Here is a 22296-nt window from a genome sequence, read left to right as displayed (position 1 = left end):
AGCGGCAGCAGGGGGTGGGGGTTGGTTCGTTTGGCGACTGCCAATTTACCCATTTCCCTGACTGTCAACTCGCTCTTTCCCCTGAGTCCGCGAAGAACCCTTTTTTCATTCCGGTGGAACCCACTGCCCCCAGCCAGGACGTCCACGTCCATTCATGGCGTGCGGATCGTTGCCGAAGAGGCGAGGTCCACGCGGCGGGCATCCTTGCCTCGCTCTCCACGGCGCCCGATGCCCAAGCCCCGGGTTGATGCCCGGCTTTCCCATGCGGACCCCAACGAGTGCAGCCGCGTTCCGCATGTGCGGACTCGCCGGACACGATGCGGGTCGGTCCGCCCACCAGCTCCCGGCGGGCCGGTGATACCTAATGCCACAGTCGGTCGGCCAGCCCAGCCACGGAGGCCTGTCGAGGGTATCTGGCAGTGGGAAAGTCACTACTAGGGATGACTTTGAATATCACTACTTCATCCGTTACCCGAACCGGACGGATTGATTAAGTTTTGGTCGCCAACAAGAACGTCACAAGGTGACCGAACAATGACAAGAACAGGGCACGTATTCTTCCGTCCCCAGGCGCTGGCTGCTGCTGTCGCGCTGGGACTTTCCGGCGGTGCTCAGGCGGTTAACTTCAACATCGGCGAGATCGAAGGCCAGTTCGATTCCTCGCTGTCGATCGGCGCCAGTTGGTCGACCGCCAAGGCCGACAGGGACCTGATCGGCGTGAACAACGGCGGTCGCGGCCTGTCGCAGACCTCCGACGACAGCCGCCTCAACTTCAAGCGCGGCGAGACCTTCTCGAAGATCTTCAAGGGCATCCACGACCTCGAACTGCGCTATGGCGACTTCGGTCTCTTCACCCGTGGCAAGTACTGGTACGACTTCGAGCTGAAGGACGAGAGCCGTCCGTTCAAGGACATCAGCGACCACAACCGCAAGGAAGGCGCCAAGTCGTCCGGCGCCGAGCTGCTCGATGCCTTCGTCTACTACAACTACGCCCTCGCCGATCAGCCGGGCTCCGTGCGCCTCGGCAAGCAGGTGGTGAGCTGGGGTGAAAGTACCTTCATCCAGAACGGCATCAACGCCATCAACCCGGTGGACGTGGCCGCCTTCCGTCGCCCTGGCGCGGAGATCAAGGAAGGCCTGATTCCGGTCAACATGTTCTACCTGTCGCAGAGCCTGACCGAGAACCTGTCCGCCGAGGCCTTCTACCAGATCGAGTGGGACCAGACGGTCATCGACAACTGCGGCACCTTCTTCTCCCAGCCGGACGTGGTGGCCGATGGCTGTACCGACAACCTGCGGGTGCTGCGTAGCCGTTCGAGCCTGCCGCCGGGCGTACCGGAGCTGGCGGCGCCGCTCGGCGTGGATGTCAACGAGGAAGGCATCCTGGTGCGCCGTGGCCCTGACCGCGATGCCCGCGACAGCGGCCAGTGGGGCCTGGCCTTCCGCTACCTGTTCGAGCCGCTGGACACCGAGTTCGGTGCCTACTACATGAACTACCACAGCCGCCTCCCGATCTTCAGCGGCTCCGCGGCTCCCCAGGGCATCTTCGACCTGGCCGGCAGCCTGCCGCCGGCCTTCGCCGCCCTTGCGCCGCTGCTGGTGGCGGGCAACTCCAACTACTTCATCGAGTACCCGGAAGACATCAAGCTGTACGGCCTGAGCTTCTCCACCACGCTACCCACCGGCACCGCGTGGAGCGGCGAGATCAGCTACCGTCCCAACGCGCCGGTGCAGCTCAACACCACCGACATCCTGTTCGGCGGCCTGACCCCGCTGGACCCCAGCGTATCGCTGATCCAGGCGACGCCGGGTACCGATATCCACGGCTACCGCCGCAAGGAAATCACCCAGTTGCAGACCACCTTCGTCCACTTCTTCGACCAGGTGATGGGGGCTTCCCGTCTGTCCCTGGTCGGAGAAATCGGCTGGACCCACGTCGGCGGCCTGGAAAGCTCCAACAAGGCCCGCTATGGCCGCGACCCGATCTTCGGTCCGGGCCAACTGCCGACGGCCGGCCGCTGCGAAGGGCTGAACCAGGGCACGTTGACCGGGGGCGGCGGCTCCCTGAAGAACGTCAGCCGCAACTGCGAGAACGACGGCTTCACCACGGCCGACTCCTGGGGCTACCGCGTTCGCGCCGTCTGGGAGTACCCGGACGTGTTCGCCGGCGTGAACCTGCGCCCGAGCGTCGCCTGGGCCCATGACGTCGACGGCTACTCGCCCGGCCCCGGCGCCAACTTCGAGGAAGGCCGCAGGGCCGTCAGCCTCGGCCTGGATGCCGACTACCAGAACACCTACACCGCGAGCATTTCCTACACCGACTTCTTCGGTGGCAAGTACAACACCTCGATCGACCGCGACTTCCTCGCGCTCAGCGTCGGGATGAGCTTCTAAGCGCGGAACAAGACGCAAAGGACGAAAGACAGATGATCAAGCACAGAACCCTGATGCAGACCGGCGCCCTGGCGCTGAGCCTGCTGGCGACCAGCGTCATGGCCAAGGTATCCCCGGAGGAGGCCGCCAGGCTGGGCACCAGCCTGACTCCGATCGGCGCCGAGAAGGCCGGCAACGCCGACGGCAGCATCCCCGAGTGGACCGGCGGCCTGCCCACCAGCGCCGGCGCGGTGGACGGCAAAGGCTTCCTCGCGGACCCCTTCGCCAGCGAGCAACCGCTGTTCACCATCACCGCGCAGAACGCCGAGCAGTACAAGGACAAGCTGTCGGCCGGCCAACTGGCGATGTTCAAGCGCTATCCCGACACTTACAAGATCCCGGTCTACCCGACCCACCGGACCGCGGCGCTGCCGGACAGCATCTACGCCAGGATCAAGACCAGCGCGCTGAACACCGAGGGCATCGATGGCGGCAACGGCCTGAAGGGCTTCAGCGACAGCCGCTACTACGCCTTCCCGATCCCGCAGAACGGCGTCGAAGTGGTGTGGAACCACAGCACCCGTTACCGCGGCGGTAATATCAAGCGCTACATGACCCGCGTGCAGCCGCAGGCCAACGGTTCCTTCAGCATGGTCCAGTTCACCGACGAGGTGTCCTACCCCAGTGATCTTCCCGACCTGGACAAGGGCAAGGCGGACAACATCCTGTTCTACTTCATCCAGCGGGTGACCGCGCCGGCGCGCCTGGCCGGCAACGTGCTGCTGGTGCACGAGACCATCGACCAGGTGAAGGAGCCGCGCATGGCGTGGCTCTACAACGCCGGCCAGCGCCGCGTCCGCCGCGCCCCGCAGGTGGCCTACGATGGCCCGGCGACCGCCGCCGATGGCCTGGCCACGTCGGACAACTACGACATGTTCAACGGCGCCCCGGATCGCTACACCTGGGAGCTGGTCGGCAAGAAGGAGCTGTTCATCCCCTACAACGCCTACAAGCTGGACTCGCCGAGCCTGAAGTACGCCGACATCATCCAGGCCGGCCACATCAACCAGGACCTGACCCGCTACGAGCTGCACCGTGTCTGGGAAGTGGTGGCCAAGCTCAAGTCGGGCGAGCGCCACATCTACGCCACCCGCCACATGTACTTCGACGAAGACAGTTGGCAACTGGCCCTGGTCGATCATTACGACGGCCGTGGTCAACTGTGGCGTGTCGGCGAAGGCCACATCCAGCAGTACTACCACAAGCAGGTGCCCGGCTATACCGCCGAGACCCTGTACGACCTGGTCTCCGGCCGCTACTCCGTGCTCGGTCTGAAGAACGAGGAAAAACAGAGCATCGAGTTTGGTGCGAAGTCCACCGCGTCCGCCTACACCCCGGCTGCCCTGCGCCAGGCCGGCGTGCGCTGATCCGGGACGTTTCGCTGCCCCGTCCTTGGCGGCCCCCTGGGCCGCTTTTTCTTGGCCAGCCCATTTGCGCAGCACCCCTGGGCTCTGCAAGGATGTTTCCCTACCGAACAAGAATCGAGTGCGTCCATGGCTCATACGCCACTCCATCCCGACCTGCCTCGGCTTCCCCCTCGCCACGTTCCCCGACCGCGCCTGCGCGACGCCCTGCTGGAGGCCGATTGTCGCCTGCGCCTGCTGTGCGCGCCTGTCGGCAGCGGCAAGAGCGTCCTCCTCGGGGAGTGCATGCGGCATTGCCCGGCCGAAACCCGGCTGGTCCACCTCGACCTGCGCGGCCAGCCCCTCGGCGCCGAGGCTTTCGTGCAGCGCCTGGCGACCGCGCTCGGCCTGCCAGCCACGGACCTGGCAGGCATCGAGCGGCACCTCGACGACGAGAGCCGCCCGCTCTGGCTGCTGCTCGACGACTACCCGCGCTTTCCCGATGCGGAGCTGGACCACGCGCTGAACGAGCTGATCCTCTGTTCGCCGCACCGTGTCCGCTGGTGGGTCGCCAGCCGGCGCCGGCCGCAACTGCAACTGACCCGCCTGCTGCTGGATGGCGAGCTGTTCGAGCTGGGCAGCCACGAACTGGCCTTCCGCGAAAACGAGCTGGGCGAACTGCTGCAAAGGGCCGGGCACCATTGGTCGCGTTCCGCGATCCTCGGGCTGATGGAGCAGTCGCAGGGGTGGTGCGCGGGGTTGTGCCTGTGCCTGCTCGGGCTCAAGCCCGGCCAGCGGATCTCGGTCGAGGCCGGCAATGCGTTGGTGCTGGAATACCTGAAGCGCGAAGTGCTCGACGAGTTGCCCGGCGACTGGCAACAGGCGCTCTATAGCCTGGCCCATTTCCCGCATTTCGATCGGGAGCTGTGCGAGCAGTCGCTGGGCGTGGGCGAGGGCGTGCAACTGCTCACGCATCTGCAGGAGTGCGGCCTGTTCATCGAGCCCGTCGACCAGGAGGGCAGGCTGCTGCGGGTCCAGCCGGCGCTCGCGTCGCTGCTGGCCGCTCAACTGCCCGCCAGCATGGCCAAGGCGTTGTACCGCAAGGCCTGCCAGTGGTACGTGAGCCGGGAGCAGATAGGCCCCGCGCTGGAATACGCCTTCAAGGCCGAGCAGCCGGATGTGGCGGCCAGCCTGATGGAGCGCTACACCCAGGATCGCCTGCTGCAGGGCCATGGTTTGGCGCTGTTGCTGGAGTGGTGCCGCGAGCTGCCGACCGAGCTGCGCGGCAGTACCCCGCGCCTGGCCTTGCTCAACGCCTGGGCCCTGCTGCTCGGTGGCCGGCTCGACGAGGGCGAGGAGTACGTCGTGGCGCTGGAACGTTTCCTGCCGCAGCCCGACGCCCGCCAGCAATGGGAGCTGATCGCCCAGTGGAAGACCCTGGCGGGCAAGCTGGCGTTTCATCGGGGGGCTGCCGAGCAGGCGCGGGCGCTGCTGGCCGAGGCCGTCGCCGAGCTGCCCGAGCGGGCCTGGAGCCAGCGCCTGGTGTGCTACCTGATGCAGATCGAGCAGGCGCTGATCGAAGGCGACTTCGACCATGCCCAGGAACTCAACCGGGTGGCCATCAAGCAGGCCCGCGAGCATGCCAGCCTGGCGTTCGAGAGCCTGATGGCGCTGGAGCACGTCAAGCTGCTGGAAATCCGCGGCGAACTGCTGCGCGCGGAAACCCTGCTCAACCGCCTGTACTCGGAACTGGCCGGCGCCTGGGGCGCCGAGCCCAGTCCCATGCGCGGCCGCACCCAACTGCTGCGTGCCGGCCTGCTGCTGCAACGCGGCTGCTACCCGGAAGCCGAGGCCGCCTTCGAGTCGGGGCTGCGGGAATGCCAGGCCTGTGCCGACCCGGCCGCCGTCTGGGGCCACCTGGGGCTGGCCGAGTTGAGTGCGCTGCACGGCGACGTCGCCGGCGCCTTCACACGGGTCAGCGATGCCGAGCGAGCGATGCAGTACAACCACATCAGCGTGCAGCTCTACCAGGGGCTGCTGTTGCTGACCAAGGCGCGCCTGTGGCTGGGCCAGGGCCGCCATGCACAGGTCGAGAAGGCGGTGCGTGGCCAGTTGGCCGGAGGCACCCAGTTACCGCCATTCGGGGCGCCCGAGCTGAACGTGCGCCTGCATCTGCTGCTGACCCAGGCGCGGCTGGCCGCCGGCGAAGTGGGCGAGGCATTGGACAGCCTCAGGTCCATGCACGCCCGGGCCCTGGAAGAGGGCAGGCGCCCGCTGGCCTGCGAGATCGGTTTCAGCCTAGCCGAGGCCCTGCATGCCGGCAGCCGGCAGGCGCAGGCCAAGCAGGCGCTGCTGGACGCCCTGGCGTTGGCCCGGCAGATGGGCCTGGCCAGCCTCGAACGGGCCTTTGCCCTGCGCAACCCGGCGATGAGGCAGTGGGCGAGCAAGAGTGCCGGCAACACGGGAGAAAGCGCGCACGCGGCCCTGTTGAGCCGGCGCGAGCTCGATGTGCTCAAGCTGATCGCGCAGGGTTTTTCCAACCAGCAGATCGCCGAGATGCTGTTCATCTCCCTGCACACGGTCAAGACCCACGCGCAACGCATCAACTTCAAGCTCGGGGTCGAGCGGCGCACGCAGGCGGTCGTTCGGGCCAAGGAGCTGGGGTTGACCAGCTAGCGTTCCTTGGCGCGCTGCTCCCGCAACAGGCGACGCCGCTCGTTGGGCGTCATCGCGAACCAGCGGCGGCAGGCGCGGTTGAACACGCTCTGTTCGCTGTAGCCGAGCATGCCGGCGATCTGCGCCAGCGGAATGTCGCGCTCGGCCAGGTAGGCGTCGGCCCGGTCGCGGCGGATGGCCTCGACGAGTTCCTCGAACTTGCATCCCTGTTCTTCCAGCCGCCGTTGCAGCATGCGCACGTGCAGGCCGAGCTGCTCGGCGATCAACGGCAGGCGGCATTGCTGCGTCGGCAGCATGCGCAGCACCAGGCGCTGGACCTGCTCCACCACGTCCGAGGACGCCTGCAGGTTGAACTGGCTGAGGTACCGCACCAGCGTGCGGTGCAGCGTCGGGTCCTGCTGTTCGATGCGCTGGTCCAGTTGCTGGTTGGTCAGGATCAGCGCGTTGCAGGCCTGCCCGGTGTACACCTCGGTCTGGAAGTAGCGGCGATAGCGCGCCAACGGCAGCGGGCTCACGCCAGCCAGCAGCACCGAGTGGGCCTTGAAGCTGGTGCCGTACAGCAGCTTCATGGTGTTGTGCGCCACGCCCATGGCCAGTTCCACCATCTGCCGCTGCTGCATCAGCCCGGGCAGGCGCAGGCCGATCAGCAGTCGCGGCGCCTGCGGTTCGCTACGGTCGAGATCGAGCTGGACGCCGGAGCTGTGGTAGCCGATGAAGCGGACGATCTCCGCCAGCGCATGCCCGGCCGTGACCGCGTTGCGCGCGATCACGGCGATCGGGCCGAGCACCTGCAGGTTCTGGTATTCGGCCATGCGCAGGCCGAAGTCGGGGCAGTCCAGCTCCTGCGCCGCGGACTCCAGCAGGCCGACCAGCGAGCGCAACGGAACCCGGGCGTCTTCCTCGTCGATCAGTTCCGGCTTGATGCGAAAGCGTTCGAGGAGGAGGGCGTGGTCCCCGCCCAGGCTGTCGACCAGCTCGCGGAAGCCGGCAAAGGAGGTGGTTCGGATAAAAGGGTCCATGTCATCAAAGATCAAGTATCCGTCATCAAAGATCAATAACTGCCTGGCCCGCCCGGCGAAGAATTCCACGGCACCTCCCTCATCCCGGAGCACCCCATGGAATTCGATTACATCATTGTCGGCGCCGGCTCTGCCGGCTGCGTCCTGGCCAACCGCCTCAGCGCCAACCCGGATGTTTCCGTGTGCCTGCTCGAGGCCGGGCCGGAAGACCGTTCCCCGCTGATCCACGCGCCGGCCGGCATCGCCGCCATCCTGCCGAGCCGGCACGTCAACTGGGCCTTCGACACCGTGCCGCAAGCGGGGCTGGGCGGGCGCATCGGCTACCAGCCGCGCGGCAAGACCCTCGGCGGCAGCAGCTCGATCAACGGCATGATCTACATCCGTGGTCATCGCAGCGACTTCGACGACTGGGCGGCCCTGGGCAACGAGGGCTGGTCGTTCGCCGACGTGCTGCCGTACTTCCGCCGGAGCGAGATGAACCACCGTGGCGCCTGCGATTTCCACGGCGGCAGCGGTGAACTGTTCGTCGGCCAGGTCGAGGCGCATGCCGCCACCCACGCCTTCATCGAAGCCGGCAGGCAGGCCGGCTACCGCTACAACACCGACTTCAACGGCGTGGACCAGGAAGGCGTCGGCCAGTACGACGTGACTATCCGCGACGGCCGGCGCTGGAGCACCGCCACCGCGTTTCTCAAGCCGGTCCGCCAGCGCCCGAACCTTACCGTGCTCACCGGCGCCCATGCCGAGCGCGTGCTGCTGAGTGGCAAGCAGGCGACCGGCGTGCAGGCGCAGGTCAAGGGCCGGCGCCTGGAACTGCGGGCGCGCAAGGAGGTGCTGCTCAGCGCCGGCGCCTTCGGCAGCCCGCAACTGCTGATGCTTTCCGGCATCGGCCCGGAAGCCGAACTGAAGCCCCACGGCATCGCCGTACGGCACGAACTGCCGGGTGTCGGCCAGAACCTGCAGGACCACCCGGACGTGGTGCTCTGCTACAAGAGCCATGACACTTCGCTGATGGGCTACTCCCTGGGCGGCAGCCTGAAGATGGGCGCGGCCCTGACCCGCTACCTGGCGAGCCGGCGCGGTCCCCTGGCCAGCAACTTCGCCGAGGGCGGGGCGTTCCTGAAGACCTGTGCGGTGCTTCCCCGGCCCGACGTCCAGTTGCACTCGGTGTTCAGCATCATCGACGACCACAACCGCACGCTGCACTGGGGGCACGGCTTCAGTTGCCACGTCTGCGTACTGCGGCCGAAGAGCATCGGCAGCGTCGGCCTGCGGTCGGCCGATCCGGTTGCCGCACCGCGCATCGATCCCAACTTCCTCGGCCACGACGATGACGTGAATACGCTGCTCAAGGGCTACCGCATGGCCCAGGAGATCGTCGAGCAGGCCCCCATGGCCCGTTTCGGCCTGAAGGACATGTACAGCGACGGCCTGTATCGCGATGAACAACTGATCGAGCTGCTGCGCCGGCGTGCCGACTCGATCTACCACCCGGTCGGCACCTGCAAGATGGGCCACGACGAGCACGCCGTGGTCGATAGCCGGCTGCGTGTGCGCGGCATCGAAGGCCTGCGCGTGGTGGACGCCTCGATCATGCCGACCCTGGTCGGCGGCAACACCAACGCGGCGTCGATCATGATCGGCGAGCGTGCGGCCGAATGGGTCGCCCAGGCCTGAGGCCGCCGGGTGCTCGACGGAGCCGGCCTCGAACAGCAACTCGCCGACGGCAAGCTGAAGATCGAGGGCCGCAAGGAGGTTTTCGGCGAGCTCATGGGGCTGCTCGACACCTACGAGTTCCGGTTCGGCATCGTCACCCCTTGATAGCCGCCCGGTGGCAATCCAAGCGCCGCTTGCCAGCCAGCGCAAGCGGCTACGACAACAAGACACAGGTTCAAGCCCATGCACCTCACCCAAGGTTTGCACATCGCCATGCAGATGGCCCCCGAGCGTCCCGCGACCATCTATCGCGGCCGCACCCGCAGCTATCGTGAGTCCGGCGAGCGCGTCGCCCGGCTCGCCGCCGGTATTCGCGGGCTGGGCGTGGCCAAGGGCGACCGGGTCGCCGTGCTGGCGCTGAATTCCGACCGTTACCAGGAGTCCGCGCTCGCCTGCTGGTGGGCCGGGGCGGTGCTGAACCCGGTGAACATCCGCTGGAGCGCTGCGGAGATCGCCTACTCGCTGGATGACTGCGACACCTCGGTCCTGATCGTCGATGATCATCACCTGCCGCTGGTCGAGGACATCGTCGGAGCCGCCAGTCGCGCGCCGCTGCTGATCCATGCCGGTGAGGGCGAGACGCCGGCCGGCATGCACGCCTTCGAGCGACTGCTCGCCGACGCCGAGCCGATGGACGACAGTCGGGCCGGCGGCGAGGACCTGGCGGTGATCATGTACACCGGCGGCACCACCGGCCGGCCCAAGGGGGTGATGCTGTCGCACCGCAACCTGTGGCTCAGCATCCTGCTGCGCATGGCCGACCTGGCCCCGGTGCCGGACATGATCGGCCTGAACGTCGCGCCGATGTTCCACATCGCCGGCCTGGCGGCGGCCTGCGCGCGGGTGGTGAACGGCTCCACCAACGTCTACATCCCCACCTTCGATGCGCTGGAGCTGCTGGAGACCGTCCGCCGCGAGCGGGTCAACGAGACCCTGCTGGTGCCGACCATGCTGCAGGCCGTCCTCGATCACCCGCGCTTCGCCGAGTTCGACCTTTCCTGCCTCCAGCGCATCCTCTACGGCGCCTCGCCGATCAACGCCGCGCTGCTGGAGCGGGCCATGGACGCCTTGCCGGACGCCGGTTTCGTGCACGTCTACGGCCTGACCGAGAATGCCGGGCTGATCTCGGTCAACCACCCGGAAAACCACGGCCCCGTGGGACGCGACAGTGGCCTGTACCGCTCGGCGGGCAGGCCGATCCTCGGGCAGTGGGTCAAGGTCATCGACGGGAGCGGCGCCGAAGTGCCTCGGCGTACCGTCGGCGAGGTGGTGGTCCAGGGGCCGTGCGTGATGCAGGGTTACTGGAACAAGCCGGAAGAGACCGCCAAGGCGCTCGAGGACGGCTGGCTGTACACCGGCGATGCCGCCTACATGGACGAGGAGGGCTACCTGTTCATCGTCGACCGGGTCAAGGACATGATCATCACCGGTGGCGAGAACGTGTATTCCGCCGAGGTCGAGAACGTCCTGGCCAAGCATCCGGCGGTCGCGCTCTGCGCGGTGATCGGCATTCCCCACGACACCTGGGGCGAGGCGGTGCACGCGGTGGTCACCCTCATGCCCGGCGCCACGGCCAGCGAGGAGGAGCTGCGCGCCCACTGCCGTACCTTCATCGCCGGCTACAAGTGCCCGAAGACCGTGGAGTTCCGCGAGACGCTGCCGCTCTCCGCGGCCGGCAAGATCCTCAAGCGCGACCTGCGCGAGCCGTACTGGCGCGGCTGATCGGGGCGCAGCCGGGCGGCTTCACGTCCGGCTGCGCAGTCTGTGCTCCTGCGGCGTCATGTCGAACCAGCGTTGGTGGGCGCGGCAGAAGGAGGTAGCGCAGCGGTAGCCCAGCTCCTTGGCGATCTGCGAGATGGTCAACGCGGAGCCGGCCAGCAGTTGCTGGGCCAGGTGCCGGCGCATCCGGTCCAGTTGCTGCCCGAAGTCCAGGCCGGCATCCGCCAGGCGGCGTTGCAGGGTCCGGGAGTTCATGCCGAGCGCCTGGGCGACCTGTTCCAGGTTCGCGCGCTGTAGCGGCAGGAATGCACGGATCTGCCGGTCCACTTCGGCGGCCAGGTTGGGTGTGCTGTCGAGGTGGGCGTCGAGGTAGAAGCGCACGACCGAATGGAGTATGGGGTCGTGGTGGGCGCAGGGCTTGTCCAGGTCTTCGGGAGCCATCGCCACGGCGTTGAAGTCCTGCCCGAAGAGAACCGGGCAGGCGAAATAGCGCCAGTATTGGGCGAGGCTCGCCAGCGGATTGTGGCGGAACAACACCACCTGGGGACGATAGGGCGCTCCGAGCAGTTCGGAGACCAGCAGGCAACCCTGAAGTACGGATTTTTCGATGATCTGGGGAATCTCCAGGCTGTTCGGCAGGTTGTTCTCGAAGCGCAGCAGAGTGCGCCGGGAGGGCTTCTCGTGCTCCAGCGTGGCGTGGATCGACGGGCTGTAGACGCGCATGTAGCGAATCACCGCATCCAGTCCATCACCCACGGTGGCGGACGAGCGCGCCAGGTGGTGCAGTGGGCCGAGCAGTCGGGAACCCTGACGGGTCGCCAACTCCAGCCCGAAGCCGGGCATGTTCATGGCGTGAGCGACGCCTTCGAACATCTGCACCATGCGCTTGTAGGAGAGCTTCTTCTCGTAGTCACCGATCACATCCATGGGAATGTGGTGCGGCGCCAGGTAGTCGCGCGCCGAGGCGCCGTACTGGCCGACCAGTTCTCCGAATTGCAGGAGGGCGGTACCGCGAACACTGTCCATGACTGTCTTCCTCGTCCTGTTACTGCCGTGCGACATGAAATGGCCTGCTCGATGCGCGGCGCATGGCGGCCAGCCGGCCGACATCGCCAAGGCGCTCGCGTCTTGGCATCAGATGCCATTCCTCTGTCGTGAGATGCATGATTCCGGGAAGCCTGTTCCCGGCATACTGTGTCGAATATGTCGTTTGCCGGATGCCGATTCCCAGGACCTGGCAGCTCGGTGCTCGCTTTCCGTCGCATGCCGGCGACAGTCCCGCCTCCGATGGAGGTACTTCAAGACATGGGTTGCCGCATGACGATCCATGGCGCGGATTCCCGGCTATCGTCGAAGAGACGAGTCGCGATGAGCGATGCGGGGTACGCCATTGGCGCGGCTGGCGAACGTCTCCATACCGGGATCGGCTGCCTGTGAGAGGACGCCTATGAAACCATTTTCGACCCTCATCGCCTTGCCTCTGCTGGGGATCGCCGCTGGCGTGCAAGCGGGGGGCGTATCGCTCTACGAGGTCGGCCAGGAGGACATGGGGCTCGCCAACGCGGGGGCCGCGGCGCGCGCCCAGGACCCCAGCGTGCTGATGAGCAACCCGGCCGGGATCGCCAATCTCGAAGGGACCCAGATCAACCTTGCCGGTCAGTTGGTGCTCGGGCACCTGCGTTTCGATCGTGATGGCGATAACACCACGTCCGGCAATGAGGGAGGCAATGCCCTGGATGCGTTGCCCGGCAGCAGTTTCTTTATCAGTCACCAACTGGACGACAGGGCCACCATCGGTTTCGGCATGTATGGCAACTTCGGTCTGGCGTTGAACTATGACGACGACTGGGCGGGGCGCTACTTCGTGCAGGACACCGCCTTGCTGGGCATTTCCTTCCAGCCTACCTTCGCCTATCGCTTCACCGACGACCTCGCCGTCGGCATCGGACCGCGCCTGATGTATGGCGTGTTCCGCAGCGAGATGGCGATCGACAACAACCCGCTGGGCTTCGGCGATCAGCCCGACGGGCAGCTCGAATACCGCTCCCATGATTGGGGGGCGGGGGTGAACGCCGGTCTGCTCTACAGCCTGAGCCCCGGTACGCGCCTGGGCCTGGCGTATACCAGCAAGATCGACCTGCAGTTCGAGGACCGGCCCTCGCTGGACGGCATAGACAACCCGATCCTGGAGGTCTCCCTGCGTCGCCTGGCCGCCGACCAGTTGAGCATTGACATGCGCGTGCCGCAGTCGGTCATCGCCAGCCTCTACCATGAGCTCAACCCGGAGTGGACGCTGCTGGCCAGCGCTGGTTGGCAGGATTGGTCCGAGTTCGGAAAGATGAGCATCGATATAGATGGACAGAATCCCCAGGGGCTGACCGCCGACCGCCGCTACAAGGACACCTGGCACCTGTCCCTGGGCGCCCAGCGCCATCTGAGCCCGCGCCTGCGCTGGAACATGGGTCTGGCCTATGACAGCTCGGCCGTCGATGACGAGGATCGTACGGTCGACAACCCCATGGCCGAGACCTGGCGCCTGGCCACCGGCTTCAACTATCGGCTCGATGAAGGACTGGATCTCAACGTCAGCTACGCCCTGGTCTGGCTCGGCGACATGGAGGTCGACCAGCAGAAGCGCGTATCCGGCAAGCGGGTTTCCGGCGAGTATTCCAACAGCGCGTTGCACATCCTCGGTGGCGGGGTGATCTGGCGCTTCTGAGCGGCTGGCCATCCGGGCGAGCGTTTCCGGGAACAGGCACCGGATCATTCTTGCTTCCATCGCTTGCGTGCATATTGGTAGGCGGCCAGGCTGTTGTAGCCGAGCTTGCTGGCGATCTCCGCGCGGCTTTTGCCCTGGAGTTCGAGGTGCTGCTCGAGCTCCTGGCGAACCAGATCGAGCAACTGGCGGAAGGTCAGGTCCTGATCTTCCAGGCGCCGCCGCAGGGTCCGGGGGCTCTGGTGGAGTATCTCGGCCTGGTTTTCCAGGGTGGGGAGTTCTCCCCTGGAGAGCATCTCGCGGACGTTCTTCGCCACCTTGGCGGCGCAACCGCTCAGTTGCTGATGCCGCGCGATGCGCCTGTCCAGTTCCCGGGTAAGCAGTTCCACCATGCCCGTGTGACGCATCCGCATCGGAGTCCCGAGTGTCTTGGTGTCGAAGTAGAAGCGGGTATGGGAGCAGCAGAACTCGATCTTGTCGCCGAACCATTGCGTGTACTCCGAATGGTAGGACGGACGGGCATGGGTGAAGTGCGTGAGCGTGGGGCGGATATCCTCGCCGGTTCCCCGCCGGAGCATGGTCATCGCCATGACGCCGTAGTGTTCGGCCAGATAGCGCGACAGTGCGGGAGGGCCTTCGGTGCGAATCTCCATGGCGATGCCGTACCTGTCCTCGGCCATGGCCACGGTATCGCTATCCGTGGCCAGCGGAGCGTAGCGTACCCAGTTTTGAATGGCTCCCAGGACATCCGGGCAGTAAAGGGCCAGATAGAGCAGCACGTGCCAGTCTTGAGGCGTGAATTGCTGGAATATGTGCAATCCGATCGCCGGGTCCTTTTGGGCTGCCTCCAGCCACAACAGTTCCAGCTCGGTGAGGCTGTAGTCGGTAGTGACCTTGCTTTTCCGGATGCCCAGGAAACGCTCCAGCATTTGTCCGAGTGGCCCGCGATGAAAACGCTGGGCCGGTTGTCGGGGCGGCGGGGTGATCGTTTCTGATTTGCGCATGCTGCTCGCCAACCTGAGAGGTTTGTTTGAAAAGTTGCCGGTTGCATGGATAGACCGGCTTTTTGCGCGCATCTATCTCAGTGTAGGTTCGGGTGAACCCTTCTTCTTGTGCTGTTCGGTCTGGGTATGCCGCCGGCGGGTGACGTGATGGAGTTCTCGCTTTTCTGTTTTTTGTCCAGGCTCGTCGAACGGCTCTCCTGTGGCGTGGCCCAAGAAGGGTTGGTCGGGCTGCGAAAAAATACGGGGCCAGGTGTTGGTCTCAGGAAGCGGTGTCTGCCGGCGATAGAGCGCCGGCAAGGTCATGCGCGATGCTCATGGCGGCGCAGGACTGGCCCGAATGGATGGGTGAGGGGAGTGGAGCGTTGGTCTGTCGAGCCATGCTATTCTGCCCAGTTGCCGTGCTCCAGGGATAAGGAATCGATATCAAGGAGCATCGTGCGAGTCGTAAGGAATGACGATTTTTCCAAGTAGCCCAAGTGGTTTTATTGGCCTTGCTCATAGGTTGTGATGTGAAGATCCAGAAAGCATCTAGTCGTATATATGGCGGTATCAGCCAGGAGGAGAGGGTTGCCGCAAGGCGCAAGAAATTCCTCCGTGCCGGTCTGGAGATTTTCGGTGGTGTCGGTTTCAGGGCTGCAACCGTCAGGGGTATTTGTCGCCAGGCTGGTCTTACGGATCGCTATTTCTATGAGTCTTTCGGCAGCATAGAGAACCTGCTGCTGGGGGTTTATAAGGAATGCACAGACGAGTTGACGAAAAGAGTCATGGAGAATCTCCGTTCCGTAAAGCCGGGGTCGGACTTGAGGGATTACATTCATGATGGTTTATCGACCTTCTTTTCCTACGCACAGGACCCACTGGTTGCCCGTGTTTGCTGGCTCGAGGTTCTAGGAGTGAGTGAAGAGATAAACAAAGCCTATACGAAGGTCATCCTTGATTTCTCCATTCTTCTTGCGACCGTCCTGAAAATGGCGCACCCACGATGGCGCCTCGATGAGGAAGAGCTCAATGCATCTTGCTTGGCAATAGTGGGCGCTGCCAGCGAAAGTGTTAAGTACTGGTACCTGTCAGGCTACAAGGCCAAGAGGTCGGTAATGATCAGCGGTGTTGCCCGCGTGTTCGCCGGGACGCTTCGAGCGTATGAGGAAGTAGCCGGTAAGAACTAGTTTCGAGCTGCTGGATCCACCCGGCGGGAGGAAACTCCGTCTCCTGCCGGTTCCCTGAACGATCGAATTTCCCTGCCTTCCCAACTCCCTCTCTACTTGTCGGGTAGATGTGCCCCTTAAGCATAAGGCTAGTCGACTTTATATGCGCTAGTACTCGCTTGGTGGCAAGTTGTCCTCTTCTATGAGTTTTTTGTCCTCTTTGCCTATCCCTCTATGGCGGATATTGGGTTCTGATAGAGCCTAGGAACTTCTCTGCTGGCCCCCTTTCGTTCCCGTGGATAGGGGTGGTCGGCCAGAATGGCCGTGGTTGACGGGGTCAAGGCCCCGGATGACCACATCTATCCGATACGCCAAGCGTGCTCTTGAAGCAGCCCCCGAAGATTTTTCCCTTGCGTGTCCAGAGCGATGAGCGGACGACAGATGGTTGTTTCTAGTGTTGACGACGGGCGTCTTCAGATATAGATTGACGACGAGGTTAGTCAGATTCAGGGATTTGCCCTGGCCTGTACGAAAGATTGTCGGACAGACGTCGGTCAGGCGTGCTGGGTATTTTTATCATCTGGATAATCGCGGTTACGGTTGAAAACAACCACTCCAAGAGAAGCATGCACCAAGCATAGTCAAGAGAAATAGATAACGTAGCCTTGAATGATTGATTGGCAGTTATGACTGTCGTGGGCTTTTTTTGCCCTGTAGGGTCGTAACTGTCCGCTCGATGGGTTCCTGGTCGTTGAAATAAACTTGCGGGCGAAATAGCCATTCGGGCATCAGCTTGATTGGCAGTGGGACTCTTATGCCTCGGATTCTAATAATAGAGCAGGATGTCAGGTGCTTGTCTGAGATTGTTGCAGGGTTTCTGGCGGTCGGGCTCTGTGAGATCTATCCGGCGCAGGATTGTGATGAGGCGATCTTTGCAATCGACAATATGAGCTTGCCTTTCGATGTTCTGGTCTACAGCGAAGAGCTTGGTGGTGCCGAGTACGCAAGGCTGTTTTCCAGGACGCAAGGCCTGAAAAGGATACATAAGGTCCTGCTGCTCGTCTCGGCGGGAAGAGAGTCCAACGTGCTGGATCTGTACAACGCAATAAATGCGTTGGGCGGGATGATATTGGGCTTTGTCGATAAGTATGAGGAATTGGAGCGCTTGAATGGAATGGTTCTGGAAAGGTTCCCCGCTCTCGTGAGTTCGTGATGAGTTCGAAGTGCTGTTTCAAGTGTGGCGGTCAAGTTTCCGAGAGGCGTTGCGTTCATATGTTTCGCATGTGGTCCTTGTACATGAAAAGAAATGCGATGCAGTGTGGCGTCTTCTGGGGAGCTGTTGCCCTGGCAGGAGGTTGGGACGTCCATGCCGATGAAGCGGGTATTTCTTCGCTCAGCTATTACGCTGACGTGTTCGATGGGGCCGGCATGGATGCCGGCAACTATTTGGCATCGGTTCACCGGGAGCCGGCTTCACGTTCCTTGGCGGGACAGGGCGGCAACACCTCTTCAAGCGTCGGTCTGTTCGACATCGTCTCGATGGCGGTTGGCAGCCATCCCTCCATCGAGTCGTCCATCGGGAATGTCCTGCGGCAGGAGGGCCTGGTCGATGTGGCCCGCTCCGGCTACTACCCCCAGCTCTCGGCGGGGTTCAATTCCGGTCGGCTGAGCTCGCATGGGACGTCCCAGGTCGCCACGTTGTCGCTGTCCCAGATGCTCTACGACTTCGGTAAGGTGCGCGGGCGCGTCGGACAGGCCGAAGGGCTGGCGAGAAAGCAGAAGGCCCTGGTGCTCAGCCAGGTGGACAGCGTTGCTCTGCAGGCCGCCGAGGCCGCCATCATGGTGCACCGCTACCAGGTACTCCAGGTCATCGCCAAGGAGCAGATAGCGGCCGTCCGGAAAGTACATGAGATGGCCGAATCGCGCGCCGGCTCGGGGCTCGCCTCGCAATCGGACCCCGTCCAGGCCAGGACCCGGGTCGATAGCGCACGGGCCAATCTTTTCGAAATCGAGACCTCGCTTTCCGAGTGGCGGGAGCGCTTGCGGCTGCTGACCAACGGACCTTCCGAGCAGTGGGTCGCGCCGATACCCGAAAATCTGGAGTTCGTCGCGAAACTGGACGTGCCCGTCGACTACAACGCGCTCCCCGAGGTCATCGCTGCCAATTCGGAATGGCAAGCGGCGCAGTCCGAGCTCGAGTCCGCCAAGGCGCAGAGATATCCGACGTTCGCGGTGGAGGCGTCTTCGAACCAGGCGCTCAGTGGCGTCAATCCCAATAACGGGGAGGACCAGGGAAGCTTCAACACCATCATGCTGACGGGGTCTTCTTTCCTGTACCAGGGCGGGGCCATCTCCGCGCAGATACGGGCGGCCAATGCCGGCATGGCCGCCGCCGAATCCCTGATGGCGGAGGCCAAGCTGAATGCCGAGGAAAGGATCGCGAAGGCGAGGGAACAGATTCGCGGCGCGAAGAAACGCCTGGCCGTCCTGGTCCAGCGGCAGAAAAGCATGCTCGAGACGCGGGAGCTGTACAAGGAGCAGTACACCCTGGGCAGCCGCTCGGTCCTGGATCTCCTGAACGCGGAGCAGGAGGTCTATCTCGCCACTGCCGACAAGGAGGACAGCCGCCACTCTCTGTGGATGGGAGTCGTGAATTACATCGCGGCGTCGGGAAGGAGCAGGGAAGCCTATGCGTTGAACGGCAAGACCATTCATGGTGTGGAAGTGCAGAGATGATCATCGAGAAAAGTCACGATTCGTGGGTAGATGTTCTGCTCGGTATCGCCAAGCACTACCGGCTTGCCGTTTCGGAAGAGAACGTCCGTGTTTCCGCCTCCCACCGCAAGGGCGATGTCGATACCAGTATCCGGGAGGTTTCCGACCAGCTCGGCCTGAAGGTACGTTTCGAACATGTGTCAGATGCGGCCGTCGACCCCTGGCGGCAGCCATTGGCCGTCGAGTTCAAGGACGGCCGGGTCGGGTTGATCGAGAAGACCGATGGCAAGGGCAATGCGAGTGTCCTGGTCAGCGGGGATCATGGACTGTCCACGGCTTTCAGTCTCGAGCAACTGAAGAATCTCTGTTCGCGAGTCGCGCTCGTCAGGCCGGCGACGTCGGTGCCGGATGCCCGCGTCGACGAATACATAAAGCCGTATCGGCGGAACTGGTTCTGGGAGATCGTCCTCAAGGACAAGATGCGCTACGGGGACATCGTCCTGGCTTCCTTGATGGCGAACGTCCTGGCCCTGGCCGGGGTGATCTTCTCCATGCAGGTGTATGACCGGGTCATCCCGGCGCAATCCGAGCCGACGCTCTGGGTACTGTTCTTCGGCGTGCTCCTGGCGGTCTTCTTCGAGTTCTTCCTGCGGATCGCGCGGGCCAGGGTGTCGGATCTCCTGGGGAAGCGGGCCGACCTCAAGATGAGCGACTTCATCTTCGGCCGGGCGCTGAGGATCAGGAATGATGCCAGGCCGAAATCCACGGGCAGTTTCATCGCCCAGGTCCGGGAGCTGGAGCAGGTCCGCGAGCTGATCACCTCGACCACGCTGAATACCGTGGCCGACCTGCCTTTCGTGATTCTTTTCCTGTTCATCCTGTACATGACCGGCGGCCCGCTGGTCTATGTCGCGCTGGCCGCGCTGCCGTTCCTCATCATCCCCGGGCTGCTGGCGCAGAAGACCCTGGCCCGCCTATCCAACGAGGGTATGAGGGAGTCCGCCATTCGCAACGCGATGCTGGTCGAGGCGGTCGAGGGTGTCGAGGACATCAAGAGGCTGAGAGCCGAGCATCGTTTCCAGAACCAGTGGAACCAGTTGCATTCGGTTTCCGCCGACATCGCCATGCGGCAGCGGCGGATCACCAACGGGCTGCTGACCTGGACCCAGGAGCTGCAAGGCATCCTCTATGCCTCCGTGCTCATGGTGGGGTGCTACCTGGTCATGAAGGGCGAGATGACCACGGGGGCCCTGGTCGGTTCCTCCATCCTCGCCTCCAGGATGATGGCTCCGCTGGCGCAATTGTCCGGTGTGTTCGTGCGCTGGCAGCAGGCGAAGGTCGCCCGGAAGGGGTTGGACGAGATCGTGAAGAAGCCGACCGACCAGCCCGAGCACGGTGTGTTGCTGTATCGCCCGTGCCTGGCGGGCAACTATTCCCTGGAGAACGTCCAGTTCCAGTACGACGAAGAGGCCAGGAAGCCTGCACTGGGTATTCAGAATCTGAAAATCAACGCAGGAGAGCGTGTCGCCATATTGGGACGGATTGGTTCCGGCAAGTCGACGCTTCTGCAACTGCTGGCCGGCATGCGTTCTCCCCAGCAGGGCATCGTTTCCCTGGATGGCCTGAACATCACCATGATCGACCCCTATGACGTGCGCAGGGACGTCGGTCTCCTGGCGCAGGATTCGCGGCTTTTCTTCGGTACGGTCCGGGACAACCTGACCCTTGGCCGGCCCCTGGCGACCGACGATGAAATCATCCAGGCGCTGGAGATCTCCGGCGCGATCGCCTTCGTCCGTTCTCAGCCGGCGGGGCTGGATTACATGATCCTGGAGGGCGGCCAGGGGCTGTCCGGCGGCCAGCGGCAGACCCTGTTGCTGGCGCGTACGATCATCTGCCAGCCCAACGCACTCTTGCTGGATGAGCCCACCGCCTGGCTGGACGATGTGACCGAGCACAACGTCATCGAAGCCCTGGATGGGTGGATCGGAAACAAGACGCTGGTCGTCGCCACGCATCGCTTGCCGGTTCTTCGGTTGGTCCAGCGAATCATCGTTCTGGCCGATGGAAAGGTCGTGATGGATGGCAGCAAGGATGCCGTTCTCGGGAAGTTGCAGAGTTGACCTTCCGGCCTCGTCCGGTCGGCATGGCGGGTAGTGAAATGAGCGTGTTCTCTTCTGAGTGGCAAGTGTCGTCCGCGCAGGACTTTTCCAGTTCGAGCAGGTTGATCTGGTTGGTCGCCGCGTTGTTCGCCAGCTTTCTGGTCTGGGCCAATTTCGCCGTGCTGGACGAAGTCTCCACGGGCACGGGAAAGGTCATCGCCTCGTCCAGGGAGCAGGTGATCCAGTCTCTGGACGGCGGGGTGCTCGCCAGCCTGGAAGTGAAAGAGGGCGACATGGTCCAGAAGGGACAAGTCCTGGCGCTGCTCGACAAGACCCGGGTGGAGGCCTCCGTGGAGGAGAGTGCGTCGAGGGCCAGGGCGGCTCAGGCGACTGCGGCACGCTTGACCGCCGAACTGAACGACACGCCGCTGGAGTTCCCCGAGGAGATCGCAGACGACGTCGAACTGATCAGGGCGGAAACGGCCTTGTACACCTCGCGCCGGGAAAGTCTCGCCAAGACCCTCGCGGGACTGGAGGAGGCCATGAGTCTGATCCGCCGCGAGCTGGACATGACCATCCCGCTGGTGAAGCGGGGAGCCGCCAGCGATGTGGAAGTGTTGCGGCTGAGGCGCCAGTTGAACGATCTGAAGATCCGGCACACCGACGCCAGAACACAATATGTCGTCAAGGCCCGGGAAGAACTCGCCAAGGTCAATGAGCAGATCCATTCACAGTTATCCATTACCCGGGGGCGTAGCGATTCTCTCAATCGGCTTACTTTCGTTTCGCCCGTGAAAGGGGTGATCAAGGATATTCCGATCACCACGATAGGCGGAGTGATTCCCCCCAACGGGCAACTCATGAAAATCGTGCCGGTGGACGATCAGTTGCAGATCGAGGCCAGGATATCTCCGAAGGATATTGCCTATATACATCCGGAGCAGGCCGCCACGATAAAGATCACCGCTTACGATTATTCGATCTATGGCGGACTTCCTGGAAAGGTCACGTTGATTTCTCCGGATACGATTCAGGACGAAGTTCATCGTGACGTCTATTACTATCGGGTCTATCTGCGCACGGATAGCGACAAGCTCAAGGACAAGAGTGGAAAGGAAATGCCCATCGTTCCCGGCATGATCGCGACCGTGGATATCCATACCGGCGAGAAAACGGTTCTCTCATACCTGGTGAAGCCGCTGAACAAGGCGCGTGAGGCGTTGCGCGAGCGCTGAGAGAATATGCGTTCAAAAGTTGTTCAAGGTTGTATTGAGGGATCCATGTTAATTTTTATCGGCAGGAAGCTGAACAATTGTTAAATATGCTGGCGGGGCGCCTGTTGGTGCTGTTTTTCCTGCGAGGAGGCTTGTAGATTCCCGGGCAGGGGAAACTCTGCGCGAAAGCCGTAAAGTGAGTGATTGAGACGTTTCCGGTATCCATCTGGAGAAGACCGGTGCAGGTTCATGATTCTCTTTGCATGGCTCCTCGTTCTTTGCTGGCGATGATAGTTGAAAGTGACTGCCTGCCGGCTTCGAGAATTTGTTTGTACGAAGTATTCAAGCGGTTTCGTACAAAAATTTAAACCTGTTGATGCCCCTCTTTCCATGAGTCGGTTGGGGGCGTTCGTATTCGAAATCTTCATGGCTTCAAGAGGCGGTGGATGCTGCCTGCTTCGTGTGGATCGAATCTCTATCGTCAAGGAGTCTTT

The 22296-nt window shown here is 63.3% G+C and carries 16 protein-coding genes; 12 read left to right on the top strand and 4 right to left on the bottom strand.

Annotated features, from left to right (window positions below; all coding sequences use genetic code 11):
* The first annotated feature begins 534 nt into the window (after positions 1-534).
* From PSEWESI4_RS18000 to PSEWESI4_RS17990, 3 genes are all read left to right on the top strand, one after another.
* Positions 535-2394: a DUF1302 domain-containing protein gene (locus PSEWESI4_RS18000; RefSeq protein WP_187672600.1), complete on the top strand. Its 1860-nt coding sequence runs from the start codon at positions 535-537 to the stop codon at positions 2392-2394.
* Between the two features lie 32 nt (positions 2395-2426).
* Positions 2427-3800 (top strand): DUF1329 domain-containing protein, encoded by a 1374-nt coding sequence (locus PSEWESI4_RS17995; protein WP_187672599.1) that lies wholly within the window; start codon positions 2427-2429, stop codon positions 3798-3800.
* Between the two features lie 126 nt (positions 3801-3926).
* Positions 3927-6452 (top strand): helix-turn-helix transcriptional regulator, encoded by a 2526-nt coding sequence (locus PSEWESI4_RS17990; protein WP_187672598.1) that lies wholly within the window; start codon positions 3927-3929, stop codon positions 6450-6452.
* On the opposite strand, the gene PSEWESI4_RS17985 is transcribed toward PSEWESI4_RS17990, so the two are convergent.
* Complete coding sequence (locus tag PSEWESI4_RS17985; RefSeq protein ID WP_187672597.1) at positions 6449-7471, bottom strand: AraC family transcriptional regulator; 1023 nt, start codon at positions 7469-7471, stop codon at positions 6449-6451. The two genes, PSEWESI4_RS17990 and PSEWESI4_RS17985, sit on opposite strands and share 4 nt — an antisense overlap.
* Positions 7472-7567: 96 nt before the next feature.
* On the opposite strand from PSEWESI4_RS17985, the gene PSEWESI4_RS17980 reads away from it, so the two are divergent.
* The 3 genes from PSEWESI4_RS17980 (at position 7568) to PSEWESI4_RS17970 (ending at position 10909) form a co-directional block, all read left to right on the top strand.
* The gene (locus tag PSEWESI4_RS17980) at positions 7568-9148 is read left to right on the top strand and encodes a GMC family oxidoreductase (RefSeq protein WP_187672596.1); all 1581 of its coding nucleotides are present in this window, start codon (positions 7568-7570) and stop codon (positions 9146-9148) included.
* Positions 9149-9157: 9 nt separating this feature from the next.
* Positions 9158-9292: an alkyl sulfatase C-terminal domain-containing protein gene (locus tag PSEWESI4_RS17975; RefSeq protein WP_187672595.1), complete on the top strand. Its 135-nt coding sequence runs from the start codon at positions 9158-9160 to the stop codon at positions 9290-9292.
* Positions 9293-9370: 78 nt separating this feature from the next.
* Entirely contained in the window at positions 9371-10909 is a 1539-nt protein-coding gene (locus PSEWESI4_RS17970) for a long-chain-fatty-acid--CoA ligase (RefSeq protein ID WP_187672594.1), read from the top strand.
* A gap of 21 nt (positions 10910-10930) precedes the next feature.
* Here PSEWESI4_RS17970 and PSEWESI4_RS17965 read toward each other — a convergent pair whose 3' ends face one another.
* Positions 10931-11932 (bottom strand): AraC family transcriptional regulator, encoded by a 1002-nt coding sequence (locus PSEWESI4_RS17965; protein ID WP_187672593.1) that lies wholly within the window; start codon positions 11930-11932, stop codon positions 10931-10933.
* Between the two features lie 421 nt (positions 11933-12353).
* On the opposite strand from PSEWESI4_RS17965, the gene PSEWESI4_RS17960 reads away from it, so the two are divergent.
* Positions 12354-13625, top strand: a complete 1272-nt coding sequence (locus tag PSEWESI4_RS17960) for an OmpP1/FadL family transporter (protein WP_187672592.1) — start codon at positions 12354-12356, stop codon at positions 13623-13625.
* A gap of 44 nt (positions 13626-13669) precedes the next feature.
* On the opposite strand, the gene PSEWESI4_RS17955 is transcribed toward PSEWESI4_RS17960, so the two are convergent.
* The gene (locus PSEWESI4_RS17955; protein WP_187672591.1) at positions 13670-14626 is read right to left on the bottom strand and encodes an AraC family transcriptional regulator ligand-binding domain-containing protein; all 957 of its coding nucleotides are present in this window, start codon (positions 14624-14626) and stop codon (positions 13670-13672) included.
* Between the two features lie 72 nt (positions 14627-14698).
* Positions 14699-14929, bottom strand: coding sequence for a hypothetical protein (locus tag PSEWESI4_RS17950; RefSeq protein ID WP_187672590.1), 231 nt, complete (start codon positions 14927-14929; stop codon positions 14699-14701).
* A gap of 206 nt (positions 14930-15135) precedes the next feature.
* Here PSEWESI4_RS17950 and PSEWESI4_RS17945 point away from each other — a divergent pair, with 206 nt between their 5' ends.
* From PSEWESI4_RS17945 to PSEWESI4_RS17925, 5 genes are all read left to right on the top strand, one after another.
* Positions 15136-15792: a TetR/AcrR family transcriptional regulator gene (locus PSEWESI4_RS17945; RefSeq protein WP_187672589.1), complete on the top strand. Its 657-nt coding sequence runs from the start codon at positions 15136-15138 to the stop codon at positions 15790-15792.
* Positions 15793-16624: 832 nt separating this feature from the next.
* Entirely contained in the window at positions 16625-16984 is a 360-nt protein-coding gene (locus tag PSEWESI4_RS17940) for a hypothetical protein (protein WP_187672588.1), read from the top strand.
* An 83-nt stretch (positions 16985-17067) separates the two neighbouring features.
* Complete coding sequence (locus PSEWESI4_RS17935) at positions 17068-18507, top strand: TolC family outer membrane protein (RefSeq protein WP_235978961.1); 1440 nt, start codon at positions 17068-17070, stop codon at positions 18505-18507.
* Positions 18504-20609: a type I secretion system permease/ATPase gene (locus tag PSEWESI4_RS17930; protein ID WP_187672587.1), complete on the top strand. Its 2106-nt coding sequence runs from the start codon at positions 18504-18506 to the stop codon at positions 20607-20609. The genes PSEWESI4_RS17935 and PSEWESI4_RS17930 overlap by 4 nt, the downstream gene beginning before the upstream one ends.
* Positions 20606-21823: an HlyD family efflux transporter periplasmic adaptor subunit gene (locus PSEWESI4_RS17925; protein WP_328821933.1), complete on the top strand. Its 1218-nt coding sequence runs from the start codon at positions 20606-20608 to the stop codon at positions 21821-21823. The genes PSEWESI4_RS17930 and PSEWESI4_RS17925 overlap by 4 nt, the downstream gene beginning before the upstream one ends.
* The last annotated feature ends 473 nt before the right edge of the window (positions 21824-22296 follow it).

It is taken from the genome of Zestomonas carbonaria (genome assembly GCF_904061905.1).
In the GTDB taxonomy this organism is placed as follows: domain Bacteria; phylum Pseudomonadota; class Gammaproteobacteria; order Pseudomonadales; family Pseudomonadaceae; genus Aquipseudomonas; species Aquipseudomonas carbonaria.
This window is presented reverse-complemented; position numbering and strand designations above follow the sequence as displayed.